The organism is Candidatus Binataceae bacterium (assembly GCA_035308025.1).
Classification (GTDB): Bacteria; Desulfobacterota; Binatia; order Binatales; family Binataceae; genus JAJPHI01.
In genome coordinates, this window is sequence record DATGHL010000030.1 from 12236 (window position 1) to 35610 (window position 23375).

Annotated in this window: 25 protein-coding genes; 12 read left to right on the forward strand and 13 right to left on the reverse strand. The window is 62.1% G+C overall.

Annotation, left to right across the window (positions count from 1 at the left end; translation table 11 throughout):
• Nucleotides 1-2: 2 nt before the first annotated feature.
• The 11 genes from VKS22_09080 to VKS22_09130 form a co-directional block, all read right to left on the reverse strand.
• Complete coding sequence (locus VKS22_09080; GenBank protein ID HLW70760.1) at nt 3-644, reverse strand: outer membrane lipoprotein carrier protein LolA; 642 nt, start codon at nt 642-644, stop codon at nt 3-5.
• Nucleotides 641-1048, reverse strand: a complete 408-nt coding sequence (locus tag VKS22_09085) for an acyl-CoA thioesterase (protein ID HLW70761.1) — start codon at nt 1046-1048, stop codon at nt 641-643. The genes VKS22_09080 and VKS22_09085 overlap by 4 nt, the downstream gene beginning before the upstream one ends.
• Nucleotides 1045-2733, reverse strand: a complete 1689-nt coding sequence (locus tag VKS22_09090; GenBank protein ID HLW70762.1) for a glycosyltransferase — start codon at nt 2731-2733, stop codon at nt 1045-1047. Before VKS22_09090 ends, VKS22_09085 begins: the two co-directional genes overlap by 4 nt.
• Nucleotides 2730-3110: a hypothetical protein gene (locus VKS22_09095; GenBank protein ID HLW70763.1), complete on the reverse strand. Its 381-nt coding sequence runs from the start codon at nt 3108-3110 to the stop codon at nt 2730-2732. The genes VKS22_09090 and VKS22_09095 overlap by 4 nt, the downstream gene beginning before the upstream one ends.
• On the reverse strand, nt 3107-4462 hold the full coding sequence (locus VKS22_09100) for an AMP-binding protein (protein ID HLW70764.1): 1356 nt from the start codon (nt 4460-4462) through the stop codon (nt 3107-3109). Before VKS22_09100 ends, VKS22_09095 begins: the two co-directional genes overlap by 4 nt.
• The gene (locus VKS22_09105; GenBank protein HLW70765.1) at nt 4459-4611 is read right to left on the reverse strand and encodes a hypothetical protein; all 153 of its coding nucleotides are present in this window, start codon (nt 4609-4611) and stop codon (nt 4459-4461) included. Before VKS22_09105 ends, VKS22_09100 begins: the two co-directional genes overlap by 4 nt.
• The gene (locus tag VKS22_09110) at nt 4595-4855 is read right to left on the reverse strand and encodes an acyl carrier protein (protein HLW70766.1); all 261 of its coding nucleotides are present in this window, start codon (nt 4853-4855) and stop codon (nt 4595-4597) included. Before VKS22_09110 ends, VKS22_09105 begins: the two co-directional genes overlap by 17 nt.
• Nucleotides 4855-5115, reverse strand: coding sequence for a phosphopantetheine-binding protein (locus tag VKS22_09115; GenBank protein HLW70767.1), 261 nt, complete (start codon nt 5113-5115; stop codon nt 4855-4857). The genes VKS22_09110 and VKS22_09115 overlap by 1 nt, the downstream gene beginning before the upstream one ends.
• Nucleotides 5108-5899, reverse strand: a complete 792-nt coding sequence (locus VKS22_09120) for a lysophospholipid acyltransferase family protein (protein HLW70768.1) — start codon at nt 5897-5899, stop codon at nt 5108-5110. The genes VKS22_09115 and VKS22_09120 overlap by 8 nt, the downstream gene beginning before the upstream one ends.
• Nucleotides 5892-6701: a beta-ketoacyl synthase chain length factor gene (locus VKS22_09125; protein HLW70769.1), complete on the reverse strand. Its 810-nt coding sequence runs from the start codon at nt 6699-6701 to the stop codon at nt 5892-5894. Before VKS22_09125 ends, VKS22_09120 begins: the two co-directional genes overlap by 8 nt.
• 203 nt (nt 6702-6904) lie before the next feature.
• Nucleotides 6905-7342, reverse strand: coding sequence for a hypothetical protein (locus VKS22_09130; protein HLW70770.1), 438 nt, complete (start codon nt 7340-7342; stop codon nt 6905-6907).
• 67 nt (nt 7343-7409) lie between these two features.
• Between VKS22_09130 and VKS22_09135 the strand changes: the two genes are divergently transcribed.
• From VKS22_09135 to VKS22_09160, 6 genes are all read left to right on the forward strand, one after another.
• Nucleotides 7410-8735: an NAD(P)/FAD-dependent oxidoreductase gene (locus VKS22_09135; GenBank protein HLW70771.1), complete on the forward strand. Its 1326-nt coding sequence runs from the start codon at nt 7410-7412 to the stop codon at nt 8733-8735.
• Nucleotides 8732-9487, forward strand: coding sequence for a class I SAM-dependent methyltransferase (locus VKS22_09140; protein HLW70772.1), 756 nt, complete (start codon nt 8732-8734; stop codon nt 9485-9487). The genes VKS22_09135 and VKS22_09140 overlap by 4 nt, the downstream gene beginning before the upstream one ends.
• A 49-nt stretch (nt 9488-9536) precedes the next feature.
• Complete coding sequence (locus VKS22_09145) at nt 9537-10472, forward strand: SDR family oxidoreductase (protein HLW70773.1); 936 nt, start codon at nt 9537-9539, stop codon at nt 10470-10472.
• 390 nt (nt 10473-10862) lie between these two features.
• Nucleotides 10863-11975 carry a beta-galactosidase gene (locus VKS22_09150; GenBank protein HLW70774.1) on the forward strand — a complete coding sequence of 371 codons (1113 nt, stop codon included), beginning with the start codon at nt 10863-10865 and terminating at the stop codon, nt 11973-11975.
• A 211-nt stretch (nt 11976-12186) separates the two neighbouring features.
• Entirely contained in the window at nt 12187-13128 is a 942-nt protein-coding gene (locus VKS22_09155; GenBank protein HLW70775.1) for an SDR family oxidoreductase, read from the forward strand.
• An 86-nt stretch (nt 13129-13214) separates the two neighbouring features.
• A complete protein-coding gene (locus VKS22_09160; GenBank protein HLW70776.1) occupies nt 13215-13709 on the forward strand; it encodes a hypothetical protein in 495 nt (164 codons plus the stop codon).
• A 45-nt stretch (nt 13710-13754) separates the two neighbouring features.
• Here the strand turns inward: VKS22_09160 and VKS22_09165 are convergent, their stop codons facing one another.
• The gene (locus VKS22_09165; protein HLW70777.1) at nt 13755-15719 is read right to left on the reverse strand and encodes a choice-of-anchor D domain-containing protein; all 1965 of its coding nucleotides are present in this window, start codon (nt 15717-15719) and stop codon (nt 13755-13757) included.
• 184 nt (nt 15720-15903) lie between these two features.
• Between VKS22_09165 and VKS22_09170 the strand changes: the two genes are divergently transcribed.
• The 3 genes from VKS22_09170 to VKS22_09180 are packed head-to-tail and all read left to right on the forward strand — an operon-like array spanning nt 15904 to nt 17487.
• On the forward strand, nt 15904-16419 hold the full coding sequence (locus VKS22_09170; protein HLW70778.1) for a nuclear transport factor 2 family protein: 516 nt from the start codon (nt 15904-15906) through the stop codon (nt 16417-16419).
• A 26-nt stretch (nt 16420-16445) separates the two neighbouring features.
• Complete coding sequence (locus VKS22_09175; GenBank protein ID HLW70779.1) at nt 16446-16874, forward strand: CoA-binding protein; 429 nt, start codon at nt 16446-16448, stop codon at nt 16872-16874.
• A 40-nt stretch (nt 16875-16914) separates the two neighbouring features.
• Nucleotides 16915-17487, forward strand: coding sequence for an NUDIX hydrolase (locus VKS22_09180; protein HLW70780.1), 573 nt, complete (start codon nt 16915-16917; stop codon nt 17485-17487).
• Here the strand turns inward: VKS22_09180 and VKS22_09185 are convergent.
• Entirely contained in the window at nt 17451-18827 is a 1377-nt protein-coding gene (locus VKS22_09185) for an APC family permease (GenBank protein HLW70781.1), read from the reverse strand. The genes VKS22_09180 and VKS22_09185 overlap by 37 nt on opposite strands.
• 165 nt (nt 18828-18992) lie before the next feature.
• Here VKS22_09185 and VKS22_09190 point away from each other — a divergent pair, with 165 nt between their 5' ends.
• The 3 genes from VKS22_09190 to VKS22_09200 are packed head-to-tail and all read left to right on the forward strand — an operon-like array spanning nt 18993 to nt 23338.
• Nucleotides 18993-20801 carry a tetratricopeptide repeat protein gene (locus tag VKS22_09190; GenBank protein HLW70782.1) on the forward strand — a complete coding sequence of 603 codons (1809 nt, stop codon included), beginning with the start codon at nt 18993-18995 and terminating at the stop codon, nt 20799-20801.
• A gap of 4 nt (nt 20802-20805) precedes the next feature.
• A complete protein-coding gene (locus VKS22_09195; GenBank protein ID HLW70783.1) occupies nt 20806-21627 on the forward strand; it encodes a DUF4292 domain-containing protein in 822 nt (273 codons plus the stop codon).
• Nucleotides 21628-21634: 7 nt separating this feature from the next.
• Entirely contained in the window at nt 21635-23338 is a 1704-nt protein-coding gene (locus VKS22_09200; GenBank protein ID HLW70784.1) for an ABC transporter substrate-binding protein, read from the forward strand.
• Nucleotides 23339-23375: the final 37 nt, after the last annotated feature.

Here is a 23375-nt window from a genome sequence, read left to right on the forward strand (position 1 = left end):
GCTCAGCCGGCCGGCTGGATTTCCTGATTACTCAGCAAGCGCTGGTCGTCACTACTGAGGGGAAGACTCGAAATGGTCTGCTGCAGAAAGGTCAACCGTTCGGTATCGCCGTTCGCGCGCGTGATGCTGACACTATCGACCATTTTGCCGCCGGTAATAACGATCGATGCGAGCATCGCGGCGACCGGATCGTCGGGACGGATTGGCGTCAGAACGGTGTTCCAGGAGTTGCGATCGCCGATGGTTTTGATCGCGAAGTCACGCCGCAGAGCCGCCAGGTCTCCGGCCAACGTGCCGCCAAGCATGTCATAAAAGCTGGCGATGAAGGGGACTTTTGCCGCCTCGATCTGTTGCACCTGGCTGCCGTTGATGAGCTGCCGGATGCCGCTGGGCGTTATCACGGTGGTGGTTTGGAGCGGGTGTTCGAGCCGCCAGATAAGTCCGCGGCCGGGTGCGAGGACGAAGCTGCCGTCACTGGTCAGCGGGGACGGCAGCCCGATCAGACGCCGCGTCTGGACGAAGCGCCCGCGCAGGGTCTGCCCGGGCGCCAACCTCGGTCCGGCGATGAATTGCGCACGGCCCGCAGTGGCGAGCGCGAGCATCGCGACCGTCACGATGAACGATCGCGCCGGAATTCGAATCACAACGCGCGCCGCACTTTTTCCACCAGCGCCGCCGGCGTTTCAAAGCACAGTTCGTTGCTCGCGCGATCAACTGTCACCTGTACCGTATGCGCTCTGGTCAGAATCTCATCGGTCGCGTTGTCAGTAATGAGGTAGTCAATCTTGAGACGATTCTCGTATTCGACCAAGGTCGCCGTCACCTTGATGGTCTGGAGCGGATTGATTGCGCGGATGTACTTGATGCGGAGGTCGACAATCGGCCAGGTGAAATTGCTTTCGGACATCTCGCGGTAGCCGAAAGAGATTTTCTCGAACAAGGCGGCGCGCGCCTGTTCGAGCAGGCGCGGGTAATTGCCGTGCCAGACGACGCGCATCGGATCGAGGTCGTAGAACTGAATGCGAATGACGACCTCGGCGGAGATCATGGCGTCGCCGGCTTTTCCGGCGCGGGCGGCTGCTGCCAGAAGTCAAAAAAGTTATACCACTGAAACGGATCGATCGAGCAGAAGCTCTCGAGCCGCGCGGCATAGCGCGCCGCCCACATTGCAATTGACAAGTGGCGGTCGCGGCGCGGCAGCGTTATGCGCTCGGCAAAGATTTCAAAGTACAGGACATAGCCGCCCTCCTGGCGGAGACAAAACATGAGATAGACGGGACATTCGAGCAGGTGGGCCAGGACGTAGGGGCCTTGGGGAAAGGGCGCGTCGCGGCCGAGAAAAGGCGCCATGACGATGCGTTCATCGCTGCGCACGGGAGTGCGGTCGCCCGCGATCGCCACCCAGTCGCCGCGCGCGATAGCCTCCTCAAGTGCGATCATCGCCCCGGGATTTATCTCTGTCACCTGGATCGTGTCAGCCATCGCTTCGGGTCGGAACTGGCGCAGAATACGCGCAAAGTTTTCGGCGTGAACCGTGTGCACCAGGATTTTGATGCGTGATCGTTGCGCGTCATTGAGCAGCGCGCGGCTGAGCTCGATATTGCCCAGGTGCGAGACGATCAGCAGGATACCCTGTCCGCCCGCCGTGACGTCATCCAGCGTTCTCTTATCTCTCACAACCACGGCTGCCGGATCTATACCGCCAACCCACGCCGCGAAGGTGTCGACGGTTTTGCGCGCGAACCCGAACGAGTGCCTGAAGGTTGCAAACAGTCCAGGATGGTAGTCGATGCCCTTTGCCCGGTAGGCGCGGCGGAGAAACTCGCGCGAAGCGCGACGCTGTTCGGTTCCGGTCAGATGGCAATAAAGCGCGACCGGAACGACCGCGACGGTGCATCCCCAGCGTCCGGTCAGGCGATAGAACAGCGCCAAGACACTGAGGCCCCAGGAGGCCCCGCGTTCCGCGAGCGCAGCCCAGTGGCGCGGCTGGCCAATGGGCCGCCGGCGATTGCGCAAAATCTGCCGCAGCCGCCACGGTATCGCAAGCACTAACCGCGTGTGCATCACAGTGATTAGCCAGTTGTCGTGGACCATGGCAAAGTTCGAGGTGTTGTCCGGGGGATACGCCACCCGCACCGGAACCAGAAAAATCTGGACACCGTCCCAGATCAAGCGGACGAAAATCTCAATATCGAAATCCATCCGGCGGCCGAGCCGATGAGTCGTATAGAGCCTCGCCACGCGGTCGAGCGGATAGAGGCGCAGACCGCACATCGTATCAACCGGATGTAGCGTCAGCGTTTCGACGCCGACCCAGAAGTGAGTGATCGAGCGGCCGATGCGCCTCACGCGCGGGGTGGACGCATCGAGCGTGGGAGCTCCCGCAATCAAGGCCTCCGGATGGGCTGCGCCAAGCGCGAGGAACTCGGGGAGCTTCGCGAGATCGTGTTGCCCGTCGGCGTCGATCTGCAATGCATGGGTAAACCCGGCCGCGCGCGCGAGCTCAAAACCCTGCATGACGGCGGCGCCTTTGCCGCGATTGGCGTCGAGACGATAGACGGTCACCCCGCAGACCGGCGCGTGCAGCGCAGCAAGCACGGCGCGGGTGGGCGCATCACTGCCGTCGTCGATGATAAAAACCGGCAGCTCGAGCTCGCGCAGGCGCCGCACTAGCTCGCCAACCATTTTGCTGTGGTTGTAGCTCGGAATAATCGCGCAACACTTGAATGTCATGCGATGGTGAAACCGATTCGCCCGGATGAGCAGGGGCCGTCAACGTCGCTATAATCGAACTGAACGCGGTTGCGCGCGGGCGCGTATTTGAGTGTCAGGGTGACGCGATGATCGGGCCGGATCGGCCTTATGAATTTGATCTGGACAGTCGCCGGAGCGCCCGCACCAAGCACAAAGGACTGGCGTGCATAGTAGATCGCCCAATCCAGGTGAACCACGCCCGGAAGAATCGCGAAGCCTGGAAAGTGTCCGCGAAAGTACGGCAGCGCCTCGGGTATGGCCAGCCGCATCTCGACCAGATCTCCGGATCGTACGACCTCGGTGATTTCGGGATGCTTCGGCTCCGCTTGCACGGCGGGCGGCGACGCCGCGCTCACAGGTTCTGCTCCAGCAACGCCACCACGTCTCGAACCCGGCGCTTGCCCAGCCCATCCATCGGCATCGAATTGACAAATCGCCAGCGCCGCGGGAGTACTGCGGGATCCTCGGTCGAGGAGAGCTCCCATCGCAGCATCCGCTCGAAGCGAAATTTGCCGAGCCGCTCGAGCTCGGCAGCGCCCATGGCCGAGAGCCTCACGACCGCGCCCAGATAGGCGTCGTGCTCGCCGAGGCCGGCCACCGCGGCTTCCTCGACCCATGGGAGCGCGGCGAGCTCACGCTCGAGGCGCTGGAGGCTGACCCGCTTGCCTTCAATCTTTAGCACGCGATCGATTCGCCCTTCGAGGCGGAAACGTCCATCGGCCGCAAACGCAATTCTGTCGGCCTGTTGAGCCCAGCCGTCGCCGGATGCGTGCGGGGAGCGCAGCAGCAGAACGCCGTCGGCATCGGCAGCAACCTCGACCGAGGGTAACGGCTGCCAGAGCACGGGTTCCGCCACCTCGCGCCGCCAGGCGATAACGCCGGCTTCGGTGCTGCCGAAGATTTCGGTGGGCGCGCATCCGAAGATCGCCGTAGCTTCACGCGCGGCGGCAGGCGGCAACGGCGCGCCCGCGGTAATGATTAGCCGCGGACGCTGGGCTGCAGCGAGCGGCGGGAGGCCGCCCAGGCGCGTCAGTTGCGCCGGACTCGTGACTACCATTGCGGGGCCGTTCAATTGGGCCGTCAGCGGCTCCCAGGCGACGTGAAATTCTGCGTGGAATGGTCGTCCCGCCACCAGCGGCCAGACGATGCGAAAGGTCATGCCGAATACATGCTGATGCGTGACGGTGCCGAGAACTGGAACATCGCCGAGCTCCCCACCCCACATCTGTTCAAGCACCGCGGCCTCGCGCTCCAACCGCGTCAGCGACCTCGCGACACGCTTCATCTCGCCAGTCGAACCGGAGGTAAAAAACTCGATTCGGCCGGCGACGGTATCGAAAGCAAAGGGCGCGACGGCGGCCGGGCCGGCTTGCAACGCGACCTGGTTGCCAAGCTCGATCGGCTCTGCAGCAGTCAGCAAGACGTCGACCTCGCCGGCGAGGCGGCGCAAGGCGCCGGCTTGCGCGTTCGGCGGCAGCATGACCTCGGCGCCAATTTTGATCAGCGCAAGGAGGCCGACGAGGAACCAGTAGCCATCTTCGGCGACGACGGCGCCGCGCCGGATGCCGTCGGCGGCAAGGCGATCGGCGTTGTGGCAGATGTCCGCACGCAGGCGCGCCAACGTGATTGGGCGGCCATTTTGGATCGCAACGCAGTGGCTCTCGGGACGCGCGCCGGCCAGCAGATCGGCTAATGCGACGAGGCTCACGCCGGGCCTCGAAGGCGTTGAGGGACCACCCGCCGCGCCAACCTCGCGGCTGCGAGCATCCGCGGCGGAAAAATCTCCAGGCCGAAGTAGATCAGGAATGGATAGGCGACGCCGATCGCAAACCGGGCAAGATCAAGGGCGCGCGCCATGGTTCACCTGCGCATAGATCCTGTCGACGACATCCCCGATGGTGCGTGCGGTCTTGAATTCAGACGACGAGATTTTGCGGCCGGTATATTCCTGCAGCTTGACCATTATGTCGACCGCGTCGATGCTGTCGAGGTCGAGGTCCTCAGCTAGGCGCGCATCCAGCGTGAGCTTTTCCGGCGGCAAGTCGAACAGTTCCTGCAGATATTTCGACAACAGCGCCGCAATCTCATCCTTAGAGACCATTAATGAGATTCCTGATCCGCCAGATATTGCGCGATGGTGCGCACGGTCTGGAAGATCGCGCGGATTTGTTCCTTCGAGCCCTGCACCTTCAGTCCGTACTTCCTGCGGATCGCGACGCCGAGCTCCAGGCCGTCGATGGAGTCAAGTCCGAGACCGGTTACGAACAAGGGTTCGTCGCTGTCGATGTCGTCGGGGGAGAGATCCTCGAGGTCAAGGGCGCTGACGATGAGCTCTTTCAGCTCGTGTTCGAGGTCAGCCATGATTTAACCTCGCACCAGAAACTAACCTCGCACAGTAGTCCGCTTGCAAATACGCGACGAGACTGCGTGCGCTGCGCGCGCGTGATTGGGTCCCCAGAAAGCGTCCCGGGTCGATCTCCTCGGCGACTTCGAGGCGAAAGTTGGGGCGTGACCGGGGGATTTTGTAGAACGGCTCGCCCTTGATCAACGTCACGGGTTCGCACGTGATGGTAACGGGCAGCAAGGTTGCGCCAGTCAGCGTCGCGATGTGCGCGAAGCCTCTTTGAAAGTGGATCGACTGACCCGGTACGGAGCGGGTGCCTTCGGGAAACACGATGAGATTACTGCCGGCCACCAAGATCTCGCGACACTTCTCGATCAATACCTCAGGTTCGTCGTCGTTGCGAATGTAACCCGCGGCGCGCACCGCCTCGCGCAGCAGGGGGTTGCGGAAGAGCTCGGGCTTCACGATGCACTTCGCTTCCGGCACCATCGCCATCAGCAGGACGATATCGATCAGCGTCGGGTGATTAGCGACTATCAGACTGCCGCGACAGGCTGAGAGTTTCTCGCCGCCGACGGTCTCGAGTTTCAGCACGCCCAGTGCGCGCAGTATCGCGAGGTAAAGGCGCAGGCTCGCGCGGATGACGGCTTGCGCGCGCCGGCTGCGGGCCTGCTCGTCGCGTATGGACAAGGTAGCGAGGGGAATCACCGCAATCGCAAGGACGAAGCCGCCGAGCCCAAGTAAGGCAAACGCTATCGCGGTCCAGCAGAGGCGCCACAGGTAGAAGCCACGGCTAAGCACAACGCCGCCAGCGCCACTGCGCGCGCTCCCCGACAAAGCTGCGTTCGCGCTCGCCTGAGAGCATGAAGCTGAGGAAATCGAGCGCCTGCGCGCTCGCCGAGAGCTGCACCGGCGCGCTCGCGTGCGACTCGAACGCGAACATCAAATCGTCGCCGTCGTCGCGCGGCGGCTCGAGCAGAAGCGCGAGGGCAAGGCAGTTGTCGACGCTGTCAGCGATCTCGTCATACGGCGGAGGCACGAGGTCGTCAAAATAAACCAGCATCACGGGAGCGCCGGATTCAGCCTGCAGGGAGGCGACGGCCTCCATCAGGCCGTAAGCAAAACTATCCGCGCCCGCGGCGATCGCGGTATGCCCGGCGGTGTTGCCCCAGATGATCGAGAGCAGGCCCGCGAGCGCATTGTGGACGGAAAGCGTGAAGTCTGTGGGCGACATCTGCTCGCTCGCGATCAGCGAACGCAGAACCCGCAGCGTCCGATCAAGCTCGCCGTGGCGCGAACAGAAGACCAGACGGGCCGTCCGCTGCTCGGAAAGCGCATAGCTCGCGCGAAAGGCCATCTGGCCAACCTTGCTGATGCGCCGGCGCAGCATCGGCGGCAAGGTTGCCGCGGTTCGTGCGTTATCCGGTTCGGGATTTCCCAAGCCGCGCGCCCAGGCGCGCCAAGCTTCGCGGGTCTCCAGCCCGAGCGCGTAAGCCATCCAGTCGGCGACGCGGAAGCGTGTCGCCGGGAACGCCTTGACCGCCGCAACGGTCATCACTGCAACTTCCGCGGCAGCTTCGGCGTCTTCCAAAACTGACAGCATGGTTTTGGCGTCTTCAACGATTCCGGCTGAAATTTACATCAGCATCGGAGATAAAGGTAGGGGGAGGGGCTGAAAGATAGACCGCGACGATGAACCCTGGCGCGGAAAGATCGGACACTTCGCGCGGCGTTTTCATGCTTGACGCCGCGGCCGGCGGAGTCTTGTCCTTCACTGAGCCGCGCGGCAGCCGCGCTCCACTAGTGTTATTTGGCGAGCTTGACGATTGTTCCTTGCAGCTCGACGTGCCCGCCGGTGCCGCCCGCGTGACACTCGTACTTGGTTTTGTCTGCGATCGGAGCCTCATGATAAAAGCTGTGGATATTGATGACCGCGTTACCGCCTCTGGTGGTGGCCTCGTTGCGCAGTTCAGACAAAGCGCCGATTGCCGCCGCCTGGCACCATTGCTGATCGGATTCGCCGCGCTTCTTGGCGATATTCTTGGCAACAGCGTCACCAAGGTTCTGCGCGGCTTTCGGCGCCGTCTGATCGGCAAAATAGAGCGCTACATCACTGCCGAGCTGTTTGAACGCCGGATCATTGACAACGTCCGCATTATTCAAAGTGTACGCATCGTTGCGCGCCGCGGCGCTCGCGGCTAGCGTCATCAAGGCCAGACCCATGAACAAGCTGCGTCGAAACATCGTCGCTTCAGCTCCTCCGCTGCGAAGACTCGGGTAACATTTCGTTGACGGAGGCTACCAAGCCCCAGTGGCCATAATCAACTCGGGCACGACCGCGATTAGCCCTTCGCCCGCGGGCGAGCCGTGCGATGTTTTGATTATCGGAGGAGGACCGTGCGGCTCGACCGCTGCCGCACTGATCGCGGCTGCCGGCAAGGACGTGGTTTTGCTCGAGAAGGAGGCGCATCCGCGCTTCCATATCGGCGAATCGCTGCTGCCGCGCAATCTTGCCGCGCTTGAGCGGCTCGGGATGCTCGAAGAAATCGCCGGCATGGGCGTGTTGAAACCGGGCGCTGAATTCATTTCGGACGAGACCGGCCGGAGCGTGGAATTCAACTTCGCGACCGGGCTCGATCGCGAATACACTTATAGTTACCAGGTCAAACGCGCAGATTTCGATCAAGCGCTATTCGCTAATGCACGCGGCAAGGGCGTCCGCACCTACGAGCACACTGCGGTCGCAGATGTGACCTTCGGCGCCGGCGGCGCGCGGGCGCGAGTGTCGGCCCGGAACTCGAATGGTATGCAGCTTTTCAGCCCCAAGCTGGTGCTCGACGCCTCCGGGCGCGACGCTTTTCTGGCGACCAAGTTCCGGCTGCTGGAAGCGGACAAGCGGAACTCCACGGCCGCGGTGTTCGCGCATTTCCGCATGGTGGAGCCGCGCGGCGGCCGATTGGCCGGGTCGATCAGCATTCACTTGGCCAGCGACGGATGGTTCTGGGTAATCCCGCTACCCGGCGGCATCATGAGCGTCGGGTTCGTCGGCGATCAGGCGGCCTTCAAAACTCGCCGTGGTACGATGGGGGATTTTTTCTTCGAGAAGCTGCGGAACAGCCGGATGGTCGGCCCGCGGATGCGGCGGGCCGAGCTGGTCTCGGAAGTGACGGCGACGGGAAACTATTCGTACTGCGCGCGGTCGGCGTGCGGAGAGGGTTACTTCCTGATGGGCGACGCCTTCGCCTTCGTCGATCCGGTGTTTTCCACCGGCGTCCTGCTGGCGATGACGGCGGGCGAGAGCGGCGCCGCCGTGGCGCTGCGCTGGCTCGACAATCCACGCGCCGGGCTGGCGCTCGCGCGCAAGGCCGAACGGCGCATGCGGCAAGCGCTGAACAAGATCTCGTGGCTGATTTACCGCATCAACCATCCGGTATTGCGCGATATGTTCATGGCGCCGAGCAACCGTTTTCGGATGCGCGCCGGGCTGGTTTCGATCCTGGCGGGCAACCTGCAACCGAGCTGGCGATATTCACCGCCTTTGCTCGCGTTCAAAGCTGCGTTCTTCGCACTGTCGCTGGCCTACCGCTTTGGCTTTCGACTGCCGGTGCCGACCGCTCCCGAGATGAATCCCGAGTGAGTGCGCCAGGCGCAAAGCGATCACTGCAGAGCCTTGACGCCGCCGCCCGCGACGAAGGGCGGGCGCGGCTTCACGTGGCGGAATCCCGCTTCGGCTTATGGTTTCTCGGCACTGAGATTTGGACCCGCCATGTGCTGCAACCCGCGCTCGCAGAACTCGACGGTCTGATCGAAAATCGACGTGCTTCTTATCCTGTGATCGTCGATGTCGGCTGCGGCCACGGACGTTCGTTCAAACTGCTCAATGAGCGCTTCCGGCCGGTGCGGATGATCGGCGTCGACATTGACCGGGAGATGCTCGCGAGTGCGCGGGCGGAAGCACATCGCCACGAACTCGCGGTGGAATTCAAGCGAGCCTCAAGCGCCGCGCTGCCGATTCCCGACCAATCGGTCGATCTGCTGTTCTGCCATCAGACGTTTCATCACCTGGTCGATCAACAGAGTGCGCTGCGCGAATTTCATCGCGTGCTCAAGCGTGACGGCGTGCTGTTATTTGCCGAATCGACCCGCCGGTATATCCGTTCGTGGATCATTCGCCTGCTCTTCCGCCATCCGATGGAGGTGCAACGCACCGCGCCGGAATATCTCACGATGCTTCGCGCGGCCGGCTTCACAATTGATGCGCAGGCGATTTCGTATCCTTATTTGTGGTGGAGTCGCGCGGACTTCGCGATCATGGAACGCTGGTTTGGGATAACGCCGCCCGCCGATCGCGAAGAGACCTTAATCGATTTGGTGGCGACTCGCGATTGATAGCTGCGAGGATTCATATTATCCCCTCAGCGAACTGAAGAGGACTCTCATGCGGGTTTTTGTCACCGGCGCGACCGGGTTCATCGGCTCGGCCATCGTGAGCGAACTGATTGGTGCGGGGCACCGAGTTCTCGGCCTTGCCCGCTCGGATGCGGCCGCTGCATCTCTCAAGGCCGTCGGGGCCGAGGTGCATCGTGGCGCTCTCGATGATCCTGATAGCCTGAAGCGTGGAGCAGAGGCATCGGACGGCGTGATCCACGCCGCATTCGTCCACGACTTCTTGTCTGACAACTCAGTCCGCGACTTCTCCTCCCTCTACTTGGCTGCAGCCGAAACGGATCGGCGCGCCATTGAGACGCTGGGCCTAGCGCTCGCCGGTTCCGATCGCCCCCTCGTGGTCACCTCCGGTACCGCGCTTCTGGCGCCCAATCGTCTAGGCACTGAAGACGACGGGCCTGATCCGGCATCGAGCGCGGCGCCCCGCGTCGCCTCGGAGGAAACCACTCTGTCAATGGCGTCGCGTGGCGTGCGCGCCTCCGTCGTGCGCCTTCCCCCGTCGGTCCATGGGGACGGCGATCGCGGCTTTGTCCCAGGCCTGATCAATTTTGCCCGCGAGAAGGCCGTCTCGGGCTATGTGGGTGAGGGATTCAACCGCTGGCCGGCAGTGCATCGATTGGATGCGGCGGTGCTCTATCGGCTGGCGCTGGAGAGCGCGCCAGCTGGTTCGAGGCTTCACGCGGTAGCTGAGGAGGGGGTGGCACTTCGCGACATCGCAATCGCCATCGGCAGGCATTTGAACGTGCCGGTGGTCTCGGTGCCGAGCGCCAGGGCAGGAGACCATTTCGGCTGGCTGACGAACTTCATTGCGATGGACAATCCCACGTCCAGCAGCCTTACCCGGAAGCGCGTGGGATGGCGTCCGGCGCAGCGGGATCTGATCCAAGACCTTGACCAGGGGTCCTATTTCGACAGCCGCAAGTCCTAAAGGCTTCGAGGCCTCCGGACAGCTTCCCGCGTCAGCTTAGACGATGCCCATCAGGCGGCAGCGCCGGGGCGGCCTTTGTCGATCCCGGTCGCGAATTATCCCGAAACGCCTGACCCGTAACTGCGGTCCAGGTCGTAGCGCAAGAGCTCCGGCCCTCGAACATCTCCACGAAGTTGCAACGCGAGGCGCGAACCGGCCGTCACGAATCGCGACCGTCGCCGCGGGTTTCGGACACCGGCCTCAAGCACGCTTCCGGCACGACAATCTCTGATCGTGAAGCGGACCTCATCGCCTGAACAGCTTTTTCAGTTAGATCGGCGCAACGTCAAAGCGGCATGACCGTTGCGCTAAGGCTTCCTTTGCAAAGCTATTGCAAAGGTAATTGTCAAAATGAGAGATTCCGCGATTCGTCTGTTTTTCGCCGTTCTGTTGAGTAGTGGACTCGGTTCATCGATCGCCGCGGCGCAAACGTCTGAAGTAAAAGGCATTTACGCCTATAATTCGATCTATTCGCAGTGGTCAAGAGCCCACGGGACTCAGTGGTTTATCACCTCGTCAGTACTGACCAACAACAATATCGACGGGGTGGCCTTGAAGTTCGCGTGGAACGCGATCGAGACCGCGGACGGCGTTTACGCCTGGGCGCCACTGGATAATATGATCGCGCAGGCGGCCGGCGCCGGCAAAAGCGTCACGATCGACGTGGTCGGAGGCTATCTGGCCCCGAGCTGGCTGTTCGCTCAAAGGGCGCAAGCGTTCAGCTTTGTGTGGTCTCAGCCTTGGGGTCCGAAGATGTGCTCGGTAACAAAGATCCCGGTGCCTTGGGATCCCGTGTTCATCGAGAAATGGACGGCTTTCGTGGAAGCCCTGGGCGCGCGCTACAGCGCCAATGCCACCGTCACTGGCGTCAAAATCTCGGGCTTGAATTCGGTCGACGAAGAGACCTCGGTGCCGTTCGGCGTGAACCAGGCGATCCACAACGGTAAAACGAGCTGCACCGGTTACAATGATGTAGCTAACTGGCAAGCCGCCGGCTACACACGCTTGCAGGTTGAAGCGGCGTGGCGACAGATCGCCGCGGCCTTTCAGAGCGCCTTTCCGACCAAGACCCTGGTGGCGACGATGGACATGGGAGGCTTTCCGCCGATCGACGATAACGGCCTGGTTTTCACCCCAGGTAAGTACGATGCCGGACAGGATAGTCAGGCGACGCTGGATATAATTGCCGATGGGGTAGCAGCTTATGGCGCGCAGTTCGCGTTGCAGAACGATGGACTCGTGGGTTACGGACAGGCGTGGCCGACTGAGACCAGTTATGCGAACCAAATTACGACGGGCTATCAGACGGTCGCGGCGCTGGGCGGCGGCTTGCCCGCGGCGATGAACTTGGCGGCCAACGCCGGGACACATTATCTCGAGCTCTACCCGTCGGACCTCGACAACTCTTCATTGCAGAGCGCAATCGCGAAGAGCCGTGTGGCGCTGATCGCCAACGCGCAATAGGACAACTCCCGAGCGTAGTGGGAATCGCGAAGTGCGACCACTGTGATCGGGAGCATGCGCCATCAATGGGCGAGGAGTGTGGCAATTGCGGCGCTCCTCGCCTTAGCGCGTTTTAGTGTCGGAGCTTGACTTTGATCATCGTCAGAGTCTATCCACAACCACGCAGACAGATCACGGCGTCACAGGCCGTAACGGGAGAGGAACAGGCGCGATGGCATTACTCGAGGGCAAAGTTGTTGTAATCACGGGCGCGGGCCGCGGAATCGGGCGCGAAGAGGCGCTGCAGATGGCCAAGCAGGGCGCGAAGGTCGTCGTCAACGATCTGGGCGGCCATTTCGACGGCACCGGCCAATCGCGTTCGCCCGCCGAGGACGTCGTCAAGGAAATCCGCGCGGGCGGCGGCGAGGCGGTCGCGAACTTCGAGAGCGTCACAGACTTCAAGTCCTCCAAGCGCATCCTCGAATGCGCAATCGACAACTTCGGCAAGCTCAACGTCGTGGTCAACAACGCCGGCATCCTGCGCGACCGCATGATCTTCAACATGAACGAAGATGACTTTGACGCCGTCATCGGCGTTCATCTGAAGGGCACCTTCAACATGGCGCGCCACGCCTGCAACTATTGGCGCGAGCAGCATAAGGCGGGCAATCTGCTCAACGGCCGGCTGATTAACACGAGCTCGGATTCGGGCTTGCTCGGCAATGCCGGACAGGCCAATTACGGTACCGCGAAAGCCGCCGTGGCGACGATGGCGATCATCATGGATCGCGAGATGGCGCGCTACGGCGTCGCGATCAATGCGATCGCGCCGGTCGCCCGCACCCGCCTGACGATCGACGCGACGCCGCAGACCGCGGCGACAATGCCAACGCCCAAGACCGGCGAAGTAGACATGTTCAGCCCGGCCCACGTGGCCCCGCTAGTGGCGTGGCTGGGCAGCGACGACGCCAAAGACTGTCATGGTGAAATCTTTCGCGTCGGGCTCGGCAACGTCTGGCTGATGCGCGGATGGCATAGCGTGGCCAAGATCACCCAGAGCGGGCCACTCAGGTTCTGGGATCCTGCAGAACTCGGCGCGCGTGTCAAAAAGGAACTCGCGACTGGGGTGACCAAGAAAGAGAATCTCGGCGAGGTTCTGTCGGGAAAAGTCTGACTTTGATCGACTGGCGCGCGACTTCAGAATTTTGACGCAGCTCGCAGACTCGCCTGCTCGCTTCGCGCGGCAGCCGCGCTCCGCTAGTGTCTAAGCGGCCGCGTTTTCGTTCAGTTCTGATCATTTGCGCGGCTAACACCGCGCGCAGCGTGATGGCCGAACATCTCATGGTTCGCGAGCTGACTCGGCACGACGCCACCCACGCGGTGCGCATCCGCTCAGCCGGTATCGCACCCTATGCGCGTGACGGCGCGCTGGTTTCGCTCGATACGCGGATGGCGCTGCGCGAGGTCGGGATCGACATCGGCGACGAGGCCACTTCCACTGATTTGAAGCGCCATCCCGAGCTCCTCGAAGAGGCAGATCTCGTGATCGCGATGACGCAAGCACAGGCGCGCGAGCTGCATGAGCGCTTCGCCGTGCCGGCCGGCCTCGAAGTCTATACGCTGCGCGAGTTCGCCGATGAAGCGGGCGATATCGCGGATCCCTTCGAGCAGGGCGACGCGGTCTTCGCCGCCTGCCGCGATGAAATCATGCGGCTCGTGCCGCGCACGATCGATCGGATTCTCGCGTCCGCCTAGTTAATTTCGCGCGATCGTATGGATCTCCGGTGCGCTCGAGGCCGCTTACTCGCCGGTGATGCCCACGTATTGGGGCGTGCCCGAACCGTCGGTGACGATGACATCCCCGAGCACCACGTACCCCGTATAGTTCCATCCGACCGTGTAGGAACAACTCGCGCCGGGCGCGAGACTCGCGCCGCAGGTATTCGCCACCTGGAAGAAAGGTTTGGTTGCTTTGATCGAGGTGATCCCGGCCGTCGTCGTCAACGGGTTGGTGATCGTGACCACCCCACTCTGGCCGTCGTACAGAACGAGGTAACTGGGTGAGAGCGAGACCAGCGCCCCACTACCTCGTACGCTTACCTTCACAGCACTTTTGGCCGTCGTGAAACTGAGCGAGTCCTTCAGCAGGCCGCCGACCACCGGCTGAAAGACGACTGACGCGGAACAGTTTTGGCCGGCGAGGAGTGTGGTCGGGCAATTGTTGGTCGCCGGAAAATCCGCCGTTGCGGTGCCGACGCCGGTCAAGGTCAATGGCCCAGTCCCGATGTTGCTCAGCGTGGCGCTTTCGGCCGGACTCGGCGAACCAACTAATTCCGTCGGGAAACTGAGGCTCGCCGGGCTGACAGACGCGACCGCGCCTTTCCTCGTGCTCGGCACGACGAAGAGCCCCTCCGGTTTGGAAAACATCCCGACACCGGTTCCGGGGGTGGCATACGTACCAAGGATGAGGATGCCGTTGTCGGTTAAGTCAAAAAAACGCATGATCCGATCTGCAGTGTCGGGGATGTAGATGGCGCCGTCAGGATCGACAAATACCGCCGAGCTGCCGTAGGGGTAATACAGATAATTGGGGTTGCCGAGCCCCACATAAACCGGATTCGCCCCGGTGATATTATCAGTGCGGATCACCTCGCTGATGCCGAATTCATCGTCGGTGACGTAGATCCTCGATGCCGCATCGAGTGTGATCGCGAGCAGTTCGTCGTACATCGGGAAGATTGACGAAAGCGTCGTCCAGTTGGTTCCGGTCAAATCGTCAACCCGCACGATGCGGCCATTGATTGTGTCGGCGACGTAAATCTTACCCGCACTATCGCGCGCAACGCCGCTTGGATCGTCAAACTGATTCGTGCCGTTCCCGAGGCTGCCGAACGCCGTGAAGTTGGTCCCGCTAAGGTCGCTCATGAAGACCACGCGGTTGTTGCCGCTGTCGGCGATATAGATGCCGCTGGCATCGACCCATAGCCCCTTTGGACTGGAGAATTGGCCGGTACCCGCGCCGCAGGTCCCATACGAGGTCCAGTTTTTGCCGCTGATGTTGTCCATCCGGACGATGCGGCAATTGGTGCTGTCGGTTACATAGATTTTGCCGGCGGAATCGACTGCGATGCCCCACGGCGCCGAGAACTGATTAATCCCCGATCCAGCCTTGCCCAGGGTGGTCCAACCCGAGCCCAGCATGTCAAGCATCCGGACGATGCGATTATTGCCCGTGTCGGCGACATAGATCGGCTCATATTGCTGGTTGATGTCTATCGTTCCGCTCTGGATCGTTCCGCTGGTCAGATCGAGCGTCGTCGTTAGCGGCGCCAGCGTCTCGATTACCTCGCCAAGCACCGCGGTCGAAGCGCCCTTGATCGTCTGCGAGCCCGAGAAGTTGGCATAAAGCACATAATCATAAGTCGTGGCGCCCCTAGACGTGAACTCCTGGAGGGTGAGACGACCCGTCGTGAAGCTCCCGCTGATGCTCGTAGTACCGTCATTCGATTGCGCCGTCAGGCTGCCGCCAATACAGGTCCACTCTTCGGAGTAGGGGAAATAAATCGGCGAGTAGGCGACCAGCGGGCACGAAATCGTCACCGTGCCGGCGGGACTCCCGAGGGTCGCGCCTGTGATGGTCAACTCGGTCGCGGTCGAGCTGACGCTGCCGCCACTATCGGTATAGGGATATTGTGTCGCCGACGCCGAGGCGGCTGCGGTCAAGATAAGCGCCGCAATCGCGATAATCATCGATTGAGGTTTCATAATGAAAATGCGCGCGTCCTTTAGCTAAATCGGTCCAACGTGGCTTCCGCCAAACTACCTGAGCTTCTTACGAAAGAACAGTACCACAGCATTGTTTTTTTGATACCAGCGAAACCTTTGCACCAGCTCTGCGGCTCTTTGACATCTGCGCGCGAGATGGAAGGATAGGCTCTGAGGTATGCCGATGCAGAATTCAAGCGCGGCGTTACAAGAGCTTCTGGACAAGCAGGCCTGCGTCGAGCTGGTGCAGCGCTACAGCCGGGCGCTGGACTGGCTCGACGACGATGCGCTGAAGACGGTCTTCTGGCCCGACGCCGAGATCGACTTCGGCTTCTTCAAGGGCCGCGGCGATCAGTTCAGCGTCGAAGTGATGAAGGTCGAACACAGCCTCGTGCGCCGCTGGCATATGACGGCGAGTCCGCTGGTGCGCGTCAGCGGTGACGTCGCGGAGGGCGAGTGCTACGGACTCGCCGCCGGAATCGCGATGCGCGACGGGCGCGCGGTGCATGATATTTTTGGCGGGCGCTACCTCGATCGCTTCGCGCGGCGCGGCGGCGAATGGCGGATCGCGCGACGAATCTATGTCGCCGACTGGCAGCGTTCATTTGACGCCGACGCGGCGGCTGAAAACGGTCTGGTGACAGGCTTGAACTGGTCCAATGATTTCAGCCCGGCCCATCCGTGGTTTCGCAAAATCTGAGCGATAATGAATCGTACGAGGCCGTTATGACGTTCGACAATCCGCCTGATAGCGAGATTCATGCGATTCTCGCCAAACCCACCACCGTCGCGGTGGTCGGATGCTCGGATAATCCGGAGCGCGACAGTTTGAATATCGCGATGCTGCTCAAGCGCCGCGGTTTCCGCGTAATTCCGGTGAATCCGCAGCTCGCCCCCGAAGCCCTGCGGGCGGAACTCGGTGAACGATGCTACCCGGACCTCGAATCGATTCCGGATGCGGTCGAGATGGTGGACGTCTTCCGGCGGCCGGCGAATTTGCCCGAGATTGCAGAACAAGCGATCAGGAAAGGGGCGCGGATTCTCTGGGGCCAACTCGGCGTCGTCCATCAGGGGGCGGCCGCGCGCGCGCGGGCGGCCGGACTGACGGTCGTAATGGATCGCTGTCCCGCGATAGAATACCGGCGGCTCTTTTGAACGCGAACAATCTAACCGTAACAAGCCCTTCGTTAGCGAGATGAAGGCTCGGCGTTGGGAAACGCTCGCCAGCGAGCAGGTCTACAGCACGCCGATTTTCGATCTCCATCGGCGCAAATCGGGCCATCCGACGCGCGGTGATCGCCACTTCTATGTGCTTGAGGCGCCGGCCTGGGTGAATATCATCCCGCTGACCTCCAAGCGCGAGGTGGTGATGGTGCGGCAGTATCGTCACGGTATCAGCGGGTTTACGCTTGAGATTCCGGGCGGGATGGTTGATCCGGAAGATCGGACGCCGGCGATCGCGGCGCGGCGGGAGATGGTCGAGGAGACCGGCTACGACGGCGGCCGGGTAATCGCGCTGGGCAAGGTGCATCCTAATCCGGCCATCCAGCCGAACATCTGCTACTCGTTCTTCGCGCGCGACGTGCGCCCGGTGGGCGGTCCGCACGCCGATCCAGAAGGTTCGGAGGAGACCGAAGTAACGCTCGTGCCGCTGACGCAAATCAAGGGGCTGATCGCGTCAGGCAAAATCACGCATGCACTCGTGATCGCAGCCTTTTCATTTTTTCACGTCTACAATCCGCCGCCCCGCGCCACCTCGAAGTCCTGAGGCTTTTTCGGGAGTGGGCCGCCATAATAGCGGCGCAGAAATGCGTAGGCCGGCAGAACCGCGAGGGCCATCGCGAGCGCGACGATGAGATCGATCTGCCGCGCTCCGTGGGTGGCGATCAGGCCAAAGGTCGCGAGCCAGGTCAGTAGCGGCGCGGCGGCGACTACGTAGAGTCCAAGCCTGCCGCCGCCGATCACAAAGAGTCCGCGGCGCTGCGGCTGCAGGCGGCGCAGCCGAATCAGCGCCGCCATTTCGAGGACCAGTGCCAGCATGTAGAAAAAGACGTCGAGCACCACCAGATTCATGAAGCCAAGCGGCGCGAGCAGGGTGAAAACCACGCAGCAGACGAGGATCGAACGCGCCGGGACGTCGCGCTTGTCTGACATTGCCGCCAGCGCGCGGGGTAGATAACCCTCGCCGGCCAGCACGAAGGGCAGGCGCGAGACCCAGAGTATCGCGGCCTCGAACAGCGCGAAGGCCGAGATAGCGCCGCCGACGCTGATGGCCGTCCCGAGAAGCGGGCCGCCCAGCCGAACACCCTCCGCGGCGAACCATCCGGCGCGCCACTGCGCCGCCGCGCTCGCGCCCGCGAGCGTGACGCCAAGCGGCAGAAGATAGCCGAGGGCGACCAGCGGAATCGCGATCGTGATCGCGCGCAGGTAGTTGCGCTGGGGCGCCTGGATTTCGCCGGCTACGACACTGAGATTTTCCCATCCGCCGTAATTCCACATCACGACCGTAAGGCCGCCGCCGAGCGCCGCGAGAAAGTCGCGCGAACCGTGCGGCTCCAGGGGCATCCGCCAGTGGATCAGGTGCGGCGCGCCGACGAGCACCATCGCGACGAATGGTGCCAGCAGCGCAGTTGTAAGAATAATCGAGCTATTGCCGACGACGCGGACGCCCAGCAGGTTCAAGAGTCCCGAGCACCAGACCAGTGCGATCTCCAAGACCAACTGGCCGGCGGCGCCAAGCGGGATCAAAAAGGCCAGATACGTGGCGAACAGGACCGGATAGATCGCCGTATCCACCGCAGCGAAGAGCAGCGTCAGCCAGACCTCGGCGAACCCGGCGAACGGTCCCAGCGCCTCCTTGACCCAGAAGTAAAAGCCGCCCTCGAATGGAATCAAAGCGGTCAGTTCCGCGGCCATCAGGGCTGTCGGCAGGCTGAGGGTGAGCGGGATTATTGCGCACAGGAGCAGCGTTAGCCGCGGTCCGGCGAGGCCGACAGCGTCTTCGATCCCATAGGCGCCGCCGCTGACGACCAGATAGATGAGGCAGATCAGCGGGAGCAGGCCGATGCGATGGGGCAGTTGCGGCTGGGAGGTTGAGGCGAGCGTCATCAGAGGGTGTTGGGCAGATCAAGCTTTTGCCGCCATCCGGTCAGGGATTGCACGGCAGGCAAGCGGCGCGCCACACTGATAAGATGCTTCCGGCGGTGCGACGGGTGAATTTCCCGCCGGTAGTCGCAGGAGCCGCAAGAGGTTCGACCGATAGTGTTCCGGATCATGTCACGGGGTTATGGCTCGGTGGGTCATGGCCGCAAAATGATAATGCAGTCGCCCTGGAGATCGATAGCTGCCGCGCTCGCGCTGGCGACCGTCGCAGGATGCGCCGGGCTTCACGTCTTCGGCGGCCCACCGTCGCCGGGCGGCGGCCTCGGGCAGCATCCGTTCGGCGCCGCACCGGCAGTGGATATTCCCGCGTCAGCCTATGCAATGGGCGCTTACCTGAAGGCTGAGATGGCGACCGCGAACGGCGATCACCAAGAGGCTTTTCGCGAATACGAGGCCGCGGTCAAGTACGACCCGAATAACGCCGCCTTGCGGGTGAAGCTCGCTGATCTCTACGTGCATGAAGGCCGCCTTAAGGACGCGCTCGAGCAGACCAATGCGGCAATCAAGCTTGATCCCAACTACCTGCGCGCGCAATTGCTCGACGCTGGGATTAGCTCGGCGCTCGGCGACGACGAGGCGGCGCGCGCGCGCTATCAGACGGTGATCGAGCAGGCCCCGAAGACGCAGGAGGCCTATCTTTTTCTGGGCACGCTGGCGGCCAAGAATGGCGACTACGCCAAGGCCGAGCAGATCTTCAATCAGCTCATCGCCGAGGATCCGTCGTCGTTTCTCGGCTACTACTATGCGGGCCGCGTCACGCTCGCGGCGAAGCGTTATGACGACGCCGATCGTTACTATCAGAAAGCGCTGGCGCTGAGCCCACAATCGCAACTGCTGCTGATGGACATCGCGGTCTTGCGCGAGTTGCAGAACCGGCCCGCTGAAGCGAGCAATATCTACCACAAAATTCTGCAATCGGATCCCAATAACGATGAGGCGCGCAAGCGCCTGGCCGATCTCTATGGCGGGGACGCGAAGCTCGAAGCGGCGCTGGCGGAACTGCAGCGCCAGGAGCAGCTCGAAACCACGCCGGCTGACACCCGCACCAAGATCGGCCTGCTGTTTTTCGAGCGCGGCGACTTCGATCGGGCAGCGACCGAATTCAACCTGGTGCTCGGCGCCGAGCCCGACAACTACCGCGTGCGCTACTACCTCGGAGTGGTTTACACGGAACTCGAGGAGTACCAGCAGGCGCTCGTCGAGTTTGACAAAATTCCGCAAAGTGACGAACGCTTCCCCGAAGCGCGCCTGCAGCAGGCGTACATCTATGACAAGCAGGGCGAATACGATCAGGCGATTGCGAAACTGAACGACGCGCTGCGGGTTAAGCCCAATGACACCGAGATCATGGGCTTCCTGGTCGGCCTCTATCAGGAGAAAAAAGACTACCCTAGCGCGATCGCGCTCGCCCAGAAAATGGTCGGCCTCGATCCGCGCGACGACAAGTTCCGCTTCACCCTCGGCGCGCTCTACGACGAGAACAAGCAAAAGGACCTCGGGGTGGCGGAGATGCGCCAGGCGATCGCGCTGAATCCCAAAAACGCGGCGGCGCTGAATTACCTAGGTTATACCTACGCGGAATCCGGCGCGCGGCTCGACGAGGCCGAAAAACTGATCAAGCGCGCGCTCGTGATCGAGCCTGAGGACGGTTTCTACGTGGACAGCCTGGGTTGGGTTTACTATCAGAAGGGCGATTACCGCAAAGCGGTAGAGGAACTCGAACGCGCGGTCAATCTCACCAGTAGCGACCCGACCATCACGGAGCATCTCGGCGACGCCTACGCCAAAGCTGGCAAACCCGACGACGCCCGCCATCAGTATGAGGACGCTCTCGTCAAGGCGGCGGACGCCGAGCAGGCGACGCGGCTCAAGGCCAAGCTGATGGCGCTCGGCGATACGGAACGACGCGCCGCGCACTGATTCGATGGGCCGCGGGGTCAGGATTCATCGCTTCGCCTGGATTGCGCTGCCGGCCGCAGTAACGCTGCTTACGGCTTGCGCCACGCAGTCAGCGACTCCGGCTGCCGCGCCCGCTCCGGCCAGCGCGGAGCTCGCTATCCTCGACGCGCGGGAGCGCAATCTGACCGCGTTGCAGACTCCCGCAATTATGGAATACATGGGCCCGGGCGGCCACTTTAAGGCGCGCGAGCAGATTACCGTGCGGCGACCGTCGAGCTTGCGGGTCGAGGCGCTGACGCCGTTGGGCATAGCTCTGGTCGTCGCCGCCGGTCCGACTGAGATAGCGGTATTCGATCCGTCGAAAAATACGATCACGCGCGGCGCGGCGACCGCGGCGACGCTCGAGCTGGTCGCGCGCATCCCGTTGAATCCGGCGCAGGCGGTCCGCCTCCTGCTAGCACTTCCACCGGACGACGCGGCCCTCGATTCGGCGCCAACTTCCTCCAGCGAGGATAACGGCGCAACGCTGCTCAAGTACTCGCGCGCAGAGGACGGCCGGATCGAAATTGCGATCGCCGCCGGCGACCTCGCGATGGTGCGTGAGATCGCGGCCGACGGTGCGCTAGTCTACGAAGTGCGTTACAGCGACTATCGCGATATCGGGGCGATGCGCTTTCCTTACACAATCGCCGCGAACTTCGCACCCTCGGCGACCACGCTGAATTTGCACTACGAGCGCCCGCTGATCGACGGCGCGATTCCTGACGCCGATTTCGTATTGGCACCCGGCCCGCAGACCCGGGAATTGCGACTCGGCTTCAACTCGATTACCGAGCCGCGCGGCTGAGACGAACTTGCGTTCCTATCAGTTTCCCGGGATCGCAATCCTGATGCTCGCCGCCCTGCTGAGCGCCGGATGCCGCGTCAATCGTCCGGCGATTAATCATGCTGCGGCGCAAATTCTCTATGACTCGATGACCAGCGACCCCAACACCTTCAACCCGGTCCTGGTCACCGACGGGGCTTCGAATGAAGCGATCGGCGATCTGTTCGAAGGGCTGACTAAAGAAGATCCAAAAACCACATTGATCGAGCCTGACCTCGCGGAGAAATGGGAGCTGAGCGACGGCGGCAAGACGATCACGTTCCATCTGCGCCACGACGTGAAATGGTCCGACGGTGTGCCCTTCACCGCGCGCGACGTGCTCTTCACGATGCGCGTGATCTACGATCCGCGCGTACCGAACAGCGAAAGTTTTGTGCTGACCGTTGACGGCCAGCCGATCAAAGCCGAGGCGCCCGACGATTACACCGTCGTGATGCGCTTGCCGCGCCTCTTCGCGCCGCTGCTCAATTCCATCGGCTTTGCGATCATTCCCGAGCACTCGCTCAAAGATGCGCTCGCCGCCGGCAAGTTCAATCGCACCTGGGGGATCGATACTCCCGCCAACCGGCTGGTCTCGCTGGGCGCCTACCAGATGCTCCGTTACGTGCCGGGCCAGCAAATCGCTTTTGCCCGCTATCGGTCCTACTGGATGCGCGCCACCGACGGCCGCGCGCTACCCCTCCTGCACGGCCAGACGTTGCTGATCGTGCCCGATCGCAATGCCCAGTACTTGCGCTTTGTCGGCGGCCTGACCGACACTTACTCGCCGCGCCCCGAAGAGGTCTTCAGCCTGCGCGAACAAGCCGCGGCGCTCGGGATTACGATCCAACCCGTCGGCATTGATACCGGTTCGCTATTCTTTGCCTTCAACCGGAATCCACGGCGGTACGTTCACAATAATGTCACCGACCCGCGCTACCGCTGGTTCACCGATATAAATTTCATGCGCGCGCTCGCCCACGCGGTCGATAAGGCGGGAATGATCAATCTCTGTTTCCGCGGACTGGCTATTCCGGCGGTTAGCGACATCTCGCCGGAGAACAAAATCTTCTATAACCCGAACCTCAAGGATTACGACTATGATTTGGCCCTGGCTGGACGGATGCTCGACGAAGCTGGTTACCGGATGCTGCGGCCGGGCGTGCGCGGCGACCCGCAAGGCCATCCGCTGGTCTTCGATCTCACGACTTCAACCGGCGATGAATCGGTGCGCGGCGAAATGTGCGTCATCTTCAAACAGGATCTCGAACAGTTGGGCATCAAGGTCAACTACCGCCCGCTGGAATTCATCACGCTGGTCAAACGGATTGAATCAAGCTTTGACTGGGATTGCATGCTGATGGGCTTTAGCGGCGGCGGGGTCGAGCCCAACAACGGCGCCAACTTTCTGCGCTCTTCCGGCAATCTGCATATCTGGAATCCGTCGGAGCCCAAGCCCGCGACGCCATGGGAAGCCGAGATCGATCGGCTGCTCGACGAGGGCACGCGGGTAATGGATCCGCATGCACGTGCCCCATACTATTGGCGAATTCAGCAAATCCTGCATGACCAGTTGCCGATTATCGAGACCGTGCGCCAACGCCGCTTCGCCGCCTACCGCAATCAGCTTGAGAATTATATCCCGACTGTCTGGGGGCTCTACGAGCCCGAGTATATCGAGTTCCGCAACTGAGGTGGGCAATACTCAGTCGAATAGTCATTTGGAACAG

What these genes read in the sequence shown, in the direction of transcription:
- VKS22_09085 (HLW70761.1), bottom strand. Translation starts at nt 1,048, where the DNA reads ATGATCTCCGCCGAGGTCGTCATTCGCATTCAGTTCTACGACCTCGAT.
- VKS22_09090 (HLW70762.1), bottom strand. Translation starts at nt 2,733, where the DNA reads ATGACATTCAAGTGTTGCGCGATTATTCCGAGCTACAACCACAGCAAA.
- VKS22_09105 (HLW70765.1), bottom strand. Translation starts at nt 4,611, where the DNA reads ATGGCGCGCGCCCTTGATCTTGCCCGGTTTGCGATCGGCGTCGCCTAT.
- VKS22_09110 (HLW70766.1), bottom strand. Translation starts at nt 4,855, where the DNA reads ATGGTCTCTAAGGATGAGATTGCGGCGCTGTTGTCGAAATATCTGCAG.
- VKS22_09115 (HLW70767.1), bottom strand. Translation starts at nt 5,115, where the DNA reads ATGGCTGACCTCGAACACGAGCTGAAAGAGCTCATCGTCAGCGCCCTT.
- VKS22_09125 (HLW70769.1), bottom strand. Translation starts at nt 6,701, where the DNA reads ATGCTGTCAGTTTTGGAAGACGCCGAAGCTGCCGCGGAAGTTGCAGTG.
- VKS22_09130 (HLW70770.1), bottom strand. Translation starts at nt 7,342, where the DNA reads ATGTTTCGACGCAGCTTGTTCATGGGTCTGGCCTTGATGACGCTAGCC.
- VKS22_09145 (HLW70773.1), top strand. Translation starts at nt 9,537, where the DNA reads ATGCGGGTTTTTGTCACCGGCGCGACCGGGTTCATCGGCTCGGCCATC.
- VKS22_09150 (HLW70774.1), top strand. Translation starts at nt 10,863, where the DNA reads ATGAGAGATTCCGCGATTCGTCTGTTTTTCGCCGTTCTGTTGAGTAGT.
- VKS22_09155 (HLW70775.1), top strand. Translation starts at nt 12,187, where the DNA reads ATGGCATTACTCGAGGGCAAAGTTGTTGTAATCACGGGCGCGGGCCGC.
- VKS22_09165 (HLW70777.1), bottom strand. Translation starts at nt 15,719, where the DNA reads ATGAAACCTCAATCGATGATTATCGCGATTGCGGCGCTTATCTTGACC.
- VKS22_09170 (HLW70778.1), top strand. Translation starts at nt 15,904, where the DNA reads ATGCAGAATTCAAGCGCGGCGTTACAAGAGCTTCTGGACAAGCAGGCC.
- VKS22_09175 (HLW70779.1), top strand. Translation starts at nt 16,446, where the DNA reads ATGACGTTCGACAATCCGCCTGATAGCGAGATTCATGCGATTCTCGCC.
- VKS22_09180 (HLW70780.1), top strand. Translation starts at nt 16,915, where the DNA reads ATGAAGGCTCGGCGTTGGGAAACGCTCGCCAGCGAGCAGGTCTACAGC.
- VKS22_09185 (HLW70781.1), bottom strand. Translation starts at nt 18,827, where the DNA reads ATGACGCTCGCCTCAACCTCCCAGCCGCAACTGCCCCATCGCATCGGC.
- VKS22_09190 (HLW70782.1), top strand. Translation starts at nt 18,993, where the DNA reads ATGTCACGGGGTTATGGCTCGGTGGGTCATGGCCGCAAAATGATAATG.
- VKS22_09195 (HLW70783.1), top strand. Translation starts at nt 20,806, where the DNA reads ATGGGCCGCGGGGTCAGGATTCATCGCTTCGCCTGGATTGCGCTGCCG.